General features: G+C 71.2%; 10 protein-coding genes. 7 read left to right on the forward strand and 3 right to left on the reverse strand.

What is annotated here, in order from left to right:
* The first annotated feature begins 149 nt into the window (after window positions 1-149).
* The 6 genes from ABTZ89_RS30205 to phnE all read left to right on the forward strand — a co-directional run bounded on the left by ABTZ89_RS30205 (window position 150) and on the right by phnE (window position 6,192).
* Window positions 150-905 (forward strand): GntR family transcriptional regulator, encoded by a 756-nt coding sequence (locus tag ABTZ89_RS30205; RefSeq protein ID WP_351051052.1) that lies wholly within the window; start codon window positions 150-152, stop codon window positions 903-905.
* Between the two features lie 126 nt (window positions 906-1,031).
* Window positions 1,032-2,150, forward strand: coding sequence for a TIGR03364 family FAD-dependent oxidoreductase (locus ABTZ89_RS30210; RefSeq protein WP_270948458.1), 1,119 nt, complete (start codon window positions 1,032-1,034; stop codon window positions 2,148-2,150).
* Entirely contained in the window at window positions 2,147-2,821 is a 675-nt protein-coding gene (locus ABTZ89_RS30215; protein ID WP_351051056.1) for a phosphonatase-like hydrolase, read from the forward strand. Before ABTZ89_RS30210 ends, ABTZ89_RS30215 begins: the two co-directional genes overlap by 4 nt.
* Window positions 2,818-3,735: a phosphate/phosphite/phosphonate ABC transporter substrate-binding protein gene (locus ABTZ89_RS30220; protein ID WP_351051059.1), complete on the forward strand. Its 918-nt coding sequence runs from the start codon at window positions 2,818-2,820 to the stop codon at window positions 3,733-3,735. The genes ABTZ89_RS30215 and ABTZ89_RS30220 overlap by 4 nt, the downstream gene beginning before the upstream one ends.
* Complete coding sequence (gene phnC / locus ABTZ89_RS30225; RefSeq protein ID WP_351051062.1) at window positions 3,726-4,493, forward strand: phosphonate ABC transporter ATP-binding protein; 768 nt, start codon at window positions 3,726-3,728, stop codon at window positions 4,491-4,493. Before ABTZ89_RS30220 ends, phnC begins: the two co-directional genes overlap by 10 nt.
* A 4-nt stretch (window positions 4,494-4,497) precedes the next feature.
* Window positions 4,498-6,192 (forward strand): phosphonate ABC transporter, permease protein PhnE, encoded by a 1,695-nt coding sequence (gene phnE, locus ABTZ89_RS30230; RefSeq protein WP_351051065.1) that lies wholly within the window; start codon window positions 4,498-4,500, stop codon window positions 6,190-6,192.
* A gap of 105 nt (window positions 6,193-6,297) precedes the next feature.
* On the opposite strand, the gene ABTZ89_RS30235 is transcribed toward phnE, so the two are convergent.
* Window positions 6,298-7,005 (reverse strand): B3/B4 domain-containing protein, encoded by a 708-nt coding sequence (locus ABTZ89_RS30235; protein WP_351051068.1) that lies wholly within the window; start codon window positions 7,003-7,005, stop codon window positions 6,298-6,300.
* 166 nt (window positions 7,006-7,171) lie between these two features.
* On the opposite strand from ABTZ89_RS30235, the gene ABTZ89_RS30240 reads away from it, so the two are divergent.
* The gene (locus tag ABTZ89_RS30240) at window positions 7,172-7,744 is read left to right on the forward strand and encodes a helix-turn-helix domain-containing protein (protein ID WP_351051071.1); all 573 of its coding nucleotides are present in this window, start codon (window positions 7,172-7,174) and stop codon (window positions 7,742-7,744) included.
* 4 nt (window positions 7,745-7,748) lie between these two features.
* On the opposite strand, the gene ABTZ89_RS30245 is transcribed toward ABTZ89_RS30240, so the two are convergent.
* Together ABTZ89_RS30245 and ABTZ89_RS30250 are read right to left on the reverse strand one after the other, a co-directional pair.
* Window positions 7,749-8,576, reverse strand: a complete 828-nt coding sequence (locus tag ABTZ89_RS30245; protein ID WP_270948451.1) for a DUF4253 domain-containing protein — start codon at window positions 8,574-8,576, stop codon at window positions 7,749-7,751.
* A 127-nt stretch (window positions 8,577-8,703) separates the two neighbouring features.
* Window positions 8,704-9,606: zinc-binding dehydrogenase (locus ABTZ89_RS30250; protein WP_351051074.1), on the reverse strand; the 903-nt coding region annotated here is incomplete at its 5' end.

Genomic DNA, 9,606 nt, shown 5'->3' on the forward strand with positions numbered 1-9,606 from the left:
GTCGTCTTGGCTGTGGAGAACTTCCGCAAATTCAATGGAAATTGGACCTCCGATTTCCATTGAATTTGCGTCCCCCGGCGGGGGCTGAGGGGAGTGGGCGGGGTTTCGCGGTGGGGATGTCGGGGGCTTCGGCGCAGTAGGGTTGGTTCGTGCGCATCGAACACCGGGCGGATCAGCCGGTTCGCGCCGGGATTCCCGAGCACGGCCGGATTCCGCGGTACTACGCGGTGAAGATCGAGCTCCTCGACCTGCTCGAGGAGCTCGGCGAGGGCTCCGCGCTGCCGAGCGAGCGGGAGCTCGCCGAGCGGTTCGAGGTGTCGCGGGTGACGCTGCGGCAGGCGGTCACCGAGCTGATGCTGGAGGGCCGGCTGATGCGGCGGCAGGGGAGCCGGACGGTCGTCGCGCCGCCGAAGCTCGTGCAGCCGCTGGCGCTGGCCAGCTACACCGAGAGCGTTCGCAAGCAGGGTTTGGAGCCCGGCCGGTCGGTCATCGACATCGAATCCCGGCCCGCCGACGCACAACTGGCGGCGGACCTCGGGGTGGAGCCCGGTGACGAGGTCGTGCACCTGGAGCGCGTGCTGCTCGCCGACGGCGAGCGCGTCGGACTGGAGTCCAGCTACCTGCCCAAGCGCCGGTTTCCGGAACTCCTGGGGGAGTTCGACCCGACGGGCTCGCTGTACGCGTTCCTGCAGGAGAAGCTCGGCGTGACCTTCGGCGAAGCCGAGGAGCGCATCGAGACGGTGCTGGCGACGCCGCGCGAAGCGCTGTTGATCGGCACCAACCCGGCGACCCCGATGATCTTGCTGCACCGCCGGTCGTGGACGCCGGAAGGCGAACCGATCGAGCGCGTCCGCTCCCTCTTCCGCGGCGACCGCTTCAGCTTCATCACGCACCTCCGCGACTGATCACCGCCGGGCGACGCGGAGCAAAAAATAACAGAACGATAACTGATCTAGTCCTTCGGTGGTTGTTCACCTGGGGTTCGGTCGGGCTCCACTGGCGGTTCGCGGGCGGCGGCGAGCGTGTGCGGCGTGCGAGTTCTGATTGTTGGCGGCGGCGTGCTGGGCAGCATGCACGCGTTGCGGGCCCTCGAGCGGGGCCACGAAGTTGTCCACCTGGAACGGGAAGCCGAGGCGCGCGGTGCTTCGGTCCGGAACTTCGGGCTGATCTGGGTCAGCGGCCGGGAGCCCGGCCACGACCTCGAGGTGGCGATGCGCGCCAGGCGGGACTGGGAGCGGATCGCCGCGGACGTGCCGGACCTCGGTTTCCGGGGCAACGGTTCGCTGACCGTGCTCCGCACGCCCGGCGAGATGGCGGTTGCGGAGGAGTTCGTCGCCCGCCCGGACGCCGCCGAGCGCGGCACGAAGCTCCTCGACGCCGCTGAGGCCCGGGCGCTGAATCCCGCGCTGCGCGGCGAAATGCTCGGCGCGCTCTGGTGCGAGCAGGACGGTGCCGTCGAGTCGCGGACGGCGCAGCCCGCGCTGCGTGCGCACATGGCGAAGACCGGCCGCTACACCTGGTTGCCCGGCCGCGAGGTCCGCGACGTCGGCGAGGGCTGGGTGCGCGACGACACCGGCCAGCGCCACGAAGGCGACCTGGTGGTGCTCTGCACCGGTGCCGCGCTGAGCGGTCTGGTCAAGGAGCTCCGCCCGGAGCTGCCGGTGCGCCGGGTGCGCCTGCAGATGATGCAGACCGAGCCGCTCGACGAGCAGCTGACCACGTCGCTGGCCGACGGCGACAGCATGCGCTACTACCCCGGCTACCAGGGCGAGAAGCTGGACGCCCTCAACGCCGCCGAACCGCAGCCGGCGGTCGCGGCGGACAACGGCATGCAGCTGCTGCTGGTCCAGCGGCTGCACGGCGGGCTGACCATCGGCGACACCCACGAGTACGAAGACCCCTTCCCCTTCGACGTGCACGAAGACCCCTACGAGCACCTGCGGCAGCGCGCCGAGGAGCTGCTCGGCCGTCCGCTGCCGCGCATCCTGCGCCGCTGGGCCGGGGTTTACGCGCAGACCGCGGACAAGTCGCTGCCCGTGCACCGCGAGCAGGTGCTGCCCGGTGTCTGGCTGGTGACCGGACCCGGCGGCCGCGGCATGACCTGTTCGCCCGCCATCGCCGCCGACACCTGGCAGGAGGTCGAAGCATGATCAAGCTGGCAGTGCTGGACATGGCCGGAACCACGGTCGCCGACGACGGCCTGGTGGAGCGGGCGTTCACCCAGGCCATCGCCGACATCGGCGTCGCAGAGGACCCGGCCATGCTCGACCACGTCCGCCGCACCATGGGCGAATCGAAGATCACCGTCTTCCGGTACCTCTTCGACGGCGACGAATCCCTTGCGCAGCAAGCGAACAAGGCTTTCGAACGCGCCTACGCCGCACGCGTCGCCGACGGCGAGTGCCGACCGGTCGACGGCGCCGAGGACGCGATCCGGCAGCTCCGCGACAGCGGCGTGAAGGTCGCGCTGACCACCGGGTTCTCCGAGACCACCCAGCGCCAGATCCTGGCCGCGCTGGGCTGGGAGGACCTGGCCGACCTCACCCTCACCCCGGCCCAGGCGGGCCGGGGCCGCCCCCACCCGGACATGGTGCTCACCGCCTTGCTGCGACTGGGCATCGACGACGTGCGCGAGGTCGCCACCGCCGGCGACACCGTCTACGACGTCCAGTCCGGGCTCCGCGCCGGGGCGTCCGTCGTGGCCGGCGTCCTCACCGGCGCGCACGAGCGCGACGCGCTCACCGGCGCCGGTGCCACCCACGTCATCGAATCCGTCCGAGACCTCCCCGCCCTCCTGTCCACAAAGGATGATCAGTCGTGAAACGGATCAGCAGAGCCCTCGTCGGTCTGGCCGCCTTGAGCTTGCTCGCGGGATGCGGTCCCAGCGCCGCGCAGCAGAGCGGCGGTGACCGCGACGAGCTGGTGTTCGCCGCCGTCCCGTCGGAGGAATCCGCCAGCCTGCAGCAGGACTTCCAGCCGGTGCTGGACATGCTCGCGAAGGAGACCGGCAAGAAGATCACCTTCCAGAAGGCCACCGACTACGCCGCGATCATCGAGGGCCAGCGCGCCGGCAAGATCGACATCGCGAAGTACGGGCCGTTCTCCTACGTGCTGGCCAAGCAGAAGGGCGTGGCGGCCACCGCCGTCGCCGGCCAGGTCGAGGAGCAGGGCGGCGAGCCCGGCTACACCTCCTACGCCATCACCCGCCCGGACACCGGGATCCGCTCGCTGGCCGACTTCCGCGGCAAGAAGGTCTGCTTCGTCGACCCGACCTCGACCTCGGGCTACCTGTACCCGAAGGCGGGGCTGCTGAAGGAGGGCATCAACCCGGACACCGACGTGCAGGCGATCTTCGCCGGTGGGCACGACGCTTCGGCGATCGCGGTGGCCAAGGGCGACTGCGACGCCGGTTTCGCCTACGACAGCATGGTCGACCGCCAGCTGATCGAGAAGGGCCAGCTCAAGCCCAGGCAGCTCAGCACGGTGTGGAAGTCGGCGACGATCCCCGGCGACCCGGTCGCCCTCTCCGACAGCCTCGACCCCGCGGTCAAGGACAAGCTCACCGCCGCGCTGCGGGACAAGGCCAACAGCGACTACCTGCGCGAGAACGGCTTCTGCAGCGGGGAGTGCAAGATCGGCGACGTCGACGGGTACGGGTTCAAGCCGGTCGAGGACTCCTTCTACGACGGCATCCGCGAAGTCTGCGCGACCACCAGGGACAAGCAATGCCAGTGATCAGCTTCGACCGGGTCGCCAAGTCCTTCGGCGACGTGCGGGCGCTCGACGAGATCTCCCTCGACGTGGAGCGCGGTGAGGTGGCCGTGCTGCTCGGCCTGTCCGGATCGGGCAAGTCGACGCTGCTGCGGCACGTGGACGGGTTGCAGCGCGCCACCTCCGGCACCGTGCGGGTGCTCGGCGATGACGTCGGTGCGCTGCGCGGATCCGGTCTGCGCGCGCTGCGCCGCCGGGTCGGGTTCGTGTTCCAGCAGTTCCACCTGGTCGGTTCGCTGACCGTGCTGGAGAACGTGTGCACCGGCGCGCTCGGCAGCCTGCGCGGCCCGCGGCTCGGGCTGTTCAGCTACCCCAAGCGCGTGCGGTTCGCCGCGATGGAGCAGCTGGAGCGGGTCGGGCTGGTCGACCAGGCCATGCAGCGGGCGGACACGCTCTCAGGTGGGCAGCAGCAGCGCGTCGCGGTGGCGCGGGCGCTGCTGCAGAAGCCGGAGGTCCTGCTCGCCGACGAGCCGGTCGCCTCGCTCGACCCCGACTCGGCGGCGCAGGTGATGAACCTGATCGCTGAGATCGGCCGGGAGGACGGGCTGACCGTGCTGTGCAGCCTGCACCAGGTGGACCTGGCGCTGAGCTGGGGCCACCGGATCATCGGGCTGCGCTCCGGCCGGGTCGTGCTGGACACCCCGGTGGAGGGCCTGGACCGGGACGCGGCGATGTCGATCTACGCCAAGGTCGGTTCGGCCGACCTCGCAGCGGTGGGGTGACACCTTGACCATCACGGCAGAGCAGCCGCGGCGCACGCTCGCCCGCCCCACGCCGGCGGGATCCGCCGCTGCCGTCGTCGTGCTCGCCCTGCTGGGCGCGGCGATCTGGGCGTTCGTCTCACTGCGGCTCAACGTCGCGACCTTCGTCGACGGCGCGGCCAACGCGGTCGACTTCGCCGCCCGCACCGTGCCGCTGGACTTCCCGCCGCTCGGCGAACTGCTGGCGCTGTGCGGCCAGACGCTGGCGATCGTGGTCTGCGCGACCCTGCTCGCTTCGCTGATCAGCGCGCCGGTGGCGGTGCTCGCCGCGCGCAACACCTCGCTGGGCGGCACCAGCAGGCTCGGTGCTCGCGTGATCATCGTGGTGGCGCGGGCGATCCCGGACGTCGTGCTGGCCATCGTGTTCTTCCGGATGTTCGGCTTCGGCGGCCTGACCGGTGTGCTGGCGATGGGCCTGCACTCCATCGGCATGATCGGAAAGCTCTACGCCGACGCCATCGAGCAGATCGACGAGGGCCCGCGCACCGCGATCCGCGCGGCGGGCGGAACCCGGTTGCAGCAGCTGGTCGGCGGGGTCCTGCCGCAGGTGATGCCGTCGTTCGTGGCGACTTCGCTGCACCGGCTGGACATCAACCTGCGGGTATCGGTGGTGCTCGGCTTCGTCGGCGTCGGCGGTCTCGGCCAGGCGATCTCCGATGCCCTGCGCACCCTCGACTACCAGCGCGGCATGGCGTTGGCGTCGGTGGTGTTCCTGCTGTGCGTGCTGGTCGAGGTGGTGTCCGGCGCGATCCGCCGCGGCCTGCTCGGCGTGCGGGAGGAACGCCGGAGCCCGCTCCGGCGGCGGGTGCAGGTGCCTGCTCCGCGCGAAGAAGGGGTCGTGAGCGGCAAAACCGGTTCCAACCGGCTTTCGCCCTCACGACCCATCAGTCCACCGTGGACTCCCGCGCGGGTGCGGCGCAGCGGGTACTGGCTGCTGACCGCGCTGGTCGTGGCCGCCTCGATCTGGGGCGCGGACATCTCGTTCGACCAGTTCCAGCGCGCCATCACCGACTTCGGCCCGACGCTGGCGCTGTTCTGGCCGCCGGAAACCGGCGGCGTCCTCGCCGAGCTGCTGGCCGAACTCCTGGTCACCATCCAGATCGCGCTGGCGGCAACCCTGATCGGCGCGGTGCTCGCGCTGCCGGTGGGCGCGCTGGCGGCGAACAACGTGGCCCCGAACCCGGCGGTCGCGAAGTTCTTCCGGGGCGTGGTCCTGGCCGGCCGCGGAGTCCCGGAACTGGTGCTGGCCATCGTGTTCGTGGTGATCACGGGCCTCGGCGGGGTGGCGGGAGCTCTCGCGCTCGGCGTCGGATCCGTCGGTCTGCTCGGCAAGCTCGTGGCCGACTCCCTGGAGGAGGTGGACCGCGGCAAGGAGCAGGCGCTGCGCGCGGCCGGCGCGACCCGGCTCCAGGTGTTCTTCGCCGCGACCGTCCCGCAGGCGGCCCCGGCCTTCGTCGGCCACGTCCTCTACCAGCTGGACACCAACCTGCGCTCGGCGACGCTGCTGGGCCTGGTCGGCGCGGGCGGCATCGGCTACTACCTGCTCAACGCCTCGCGAGTGCTCGAATTCGGCGTGGTCACAACGGTTCTCGTCCTGACGTTCGCAGTGGTGATGCTCGTCGAACTCCTGGCCATCTGGCTCCGCCGAGTGGTCCGCTGACCAGGCGCTCGCTGGCATACAGAAGGGTTGGCACCCGCAGTCCAGGCGGGCGCTGAGGTTCCGCCACCGGCGCCGCCACGCAAAGCGAGTGCTTCAGGCAAGCACTCAAACGGTGAGCTGCGGTTGTGCCGGGCTGATGTGGTGCACGGCGGTCAGTTCGGCGTGCGGAGCGAGCAAGCTCCGCAACTCCTCCGCCGCGGCGTCCAGGAGGTGGCCGTCCCGGGGCGCATCGAGGGTCTCCAGGACGAAGACGACGTGCTTGGAGTCCTCGGTGACGCGGGTGCGGTGGGCGTCGCGGTGGTTCCAGTGGCGGGTCAGCACTCCGGTGGTGTCCGCGTAGATGATCTCGCCGGGCTTGGGGTGCTCGACGGTGTCGGGTTCGCCGAGCGGCGTGAACGACTCGGTTCCGTCCGCGTGGCGGATGACGGCATCACCGGTGACGTGGTCCAGGTCGAAGGCGCCTGCCGGGAGTCCGTGGCGGACCGAGACGGCGTTGTAGGAGTCGACGGCCGGGTTGATGCGCGGCAACGTCCCCTTCTTGGCGAGGCGGCGGCCGAGCGCGTCGACGCTGGGCCGGATGCGGCGGGGATTGGTGCCGAAGGACCGGTAGGCGGTGTGCCAGGACTCGATCCGGGGGTCGGTCTCGTCGGCGGGGGACCAGGTGCCGTCGGCGAGCTGGTCCTCCAGCGCGGCCAAGGCGGTGGCGGTGGCGGGCCAGGACTCGTGGCCGCGCAGGCCATCGGCGGTCACCAAGGCGATCCGGGCGTCGGGGAAGCCGTCCGCGACGGCGGGGTCGAGGCGGAAGACGGGCATGGGCGGGTTTTCCGTTCCTTGCTTGCGAGGTGCATCGCGTACGGCCGGTCGGCCTGAGCGACCAGAGCATTCGAACGACCGAACTGTACATCGGACCGACCGACTGATGTCAATGTGCCGACCGAACGGTGCATTAGAATGACCTGGTTGCGAGGATGGTGATCAGATGGCCGAGACGGCCGCGGCGCTGCGGGCAGTGGCGCACAACGTCCGGGCCGCCCGGATGCGCGCCGGCCTCTCCCTGGACGAGCTCAGCCGGCGGGCCCAGGTCAGCAAGGGTGCTCTGGTGGGGCTGGAGAAGGCCCAGGGGAATCCGAACCTGGCCACCCTGGTCCGGCTGGCGGACACGCTCGGCATCTCGGTGTCCGCCCTGGTGCAGGGATCGCCCGAGGGGCGGGTCCGCGTCGTGGCCGCCGACACCGCGAATCCATTGTGGACGGGGGAGCGGGGCGGCGAGGCCCGGCTCGTGCTGACGACGTCCGGGGCGGCGCCGGTCGAGATCTGGCGCTGGCAGCTGGAACCGGACGAGGAGTACCCCAGCAGCCCCCACCAGGCCGGGGTCGTGGAAACCGTCAGCGTCGTCGAAGGTCGGATGACCCTGGTCGTCGACGGCGTGGAGCACGCCGTCGACGCCGGGCAGACCGCCACGTTCGACGGCGACGTCCCGCACTCCTACCGCGGTGCGGGAACCGGGACCTGCCGGCTGATCATGACCGTCCACCTGCCGCCGGAGGTCTGACCCGTCACTCCCACCAGAAGGACCAGGTGCGGCGGCCGCGGATCTCCTGGGCGTAGGCCGCGATGGTGCCGGTCTCCTGGAGGATCCGGTCCGGGCAGAACGTCCAGTGCTCCGCCGCGACCGCCGCGGCGTGGTCGTCGTCCTGGGGTGGTGCGGCGACGCTGAGGTCGAGGCGGTCCGGTCCCAGGCGCAGGATCCGGGCGCCGAAGCGCTCTTCCCAGCTGCGCGCCATCGCGGACAGACCCGCGGTGCGCGAGACGTGGTTGGACGCGCCGGACCAGCCCAGGGCGGTCAGCACGTCCGCGCCCCGGCGCACCGGGATCAGCGCTAGGCGGATGTCGTCGTCGATGAACTTCGGCAGCTGCTGGGTGGCCAGGATGTCCGGGTCCGCCAGCAGGTTCCCGGCGCGCGCGGGGCCGGGGCAGTGGTAGTCGAACGGCGCCAGGACTTCCAGGTCGTAGGCGGGGCCGAGCTCGTCGTCGGCCTGCACCAGGCCGTCCCAGATCCGGGCCATCACGTCGACGACCCGCCACCGGTCGATGTGCTCCAGCGGTTCCGGCGGCACGACGCCGACGGTGCAGCGCTCGCCGTAGACCTCGTCGCTGTCGCACAGCAGCAACGGCCACAACCCGCTCTGCGGGTGCTCTGCGCGCAACGTGGCGACCAGCTGCGGCGCCGGCGGCTCATCGCTGATCCAGCACAGCGGCGTGGGGTTGCCGGACAAGGCCGATTGCTCGGTGAGGATCTCGCCAGGTGGCAGCGAAACGGACACCCCGGTGCCGAAAACCGCGGACAGATCGCCCGGTGCCCCCGCCTCCTGGTCGTACAACACTTCCTCACCGCCTCCTTGCCAAGCACCCCTCATCGCGACCACCTTAGAGCCTGCCCCGGGCTGCCCATCGCGTGGCGCGACGAGGGAGGGTACGGGGCGTAGCCGTTTCGCGCGAGGGAGTTGTGCTCTATTCGGCGGAAAGCCCGGGGACGAGCACGATGCGCCCGGTCTCCCGGCCGGAGATGTGCAGGTCCAGGGCCTGGGCCGCGGATTCCAGCGGGAACCGCGCGGCGATCAGCGGGCGCAACCGTCCACTCGCGACCATCCCGAACAGTTCGGCCAGGTCGGCGCGGAACCGGGCGTCGGACTTGATGTAGTACAGCCGGGCCCGCCGGTCGCCGGTGCTGCCGATCAGCCGCAGCAGGCGCCACTTGGCGAGCTTGCCGACGACCTTCAGGTAGGGCTTCCACCACGGCCCGGAGTCGTGCAGCGTCCGGGAGCTGCCGTAGCTGACCAGGGTGCCGCCGGGCGCGAGCATCCGCCACGACTCGTCCAGGCTCGTCGGGCCGAGCGGGTCGAAGATCGCGTCCACCCCGCCGGGCGCGAGTTCGGCGACCTCGCTGCGGACGTCGGCGGTGCGGTGGTCGACCAGCTCGATGCCGAGGTCGGCGAGCGCGGCGTGCCTGCTGGCCGACGCCGTCCCGATCACCCGCAGCCCGGCGTTCACCGCGAGCTGCGCGAGCAGGATCCCGACACCGCCACCGACGCCGTGCACCAGGACCGTCTGTCCACTCCGGACGTTCCCGGCCCGCAGCAGCTGCTGGGCGGTGACCCCGTTGAGCACCACCGCGACGGCCTCCGCGGCGTCCAGCTCGTCCGGCACGGCGACCAGGTCCTGGTCGCGGAGCTCGACGTACTCGGCCCACGCGCCGGTCACCGGCAGCGCCGCCACGCGCTGCCCGACCCGCCACGCCGTCACCTCGGGGCCGACCGCCACGACCTCGCCGACCAGGTCGTAACCGGGGACGAACGGGTTCTTCGGCTGCGCGGGGTAGCGCCCGCGTAGCATCTGGACCTCGGCGAAGGCGAC

This window comes from Saccharopolyspora sp. NPDC002686 (genome assembly GCF_040295745.1).
In the GTDB taxonomy this organism is placed as follows: Bacteria; Actinomycetota; Actinomycetes; order Mycobacteriales; family Pseudonocardiaceae; genus Saccharopolyspora; species Saccharopolyspora oryzae.

What these genes read in the sequence shown, in the direction of transcription:
- ABTZ89_RS30215 (WP_351051056.1), top strand. Translation starts at nt 2,147, where the DNA reads ATGATCAAGCTGGCAGTGCTGGACATGGCCGGAACCACGGTCGCCGAC.
- phnC (WP_351051062.1), top strand. Translation starts at nt 3,726, where the DNA reads ATGCCAGTGATCAGCTTCGACCGGGTCGCCAAGTCCTTCGGCGACGTG.
- ABTZ89_RS30235 (WP_351051068.1), bottom strand. Translation starts at nt 7,005, where the DNA reads ATGCCCGTCTTCCGCCTCGACCCCGCCGTCGCGGACGGCTTCCCCGAC.
- ABTZ89_RS30240 (WP_351051071.1), top strand. Translation starts at nt 7,172, where the DNA reads ATGGCCGAGACGGCCGCGGCGCTGCGGGCAGTGGCGCACAACGTCCGG.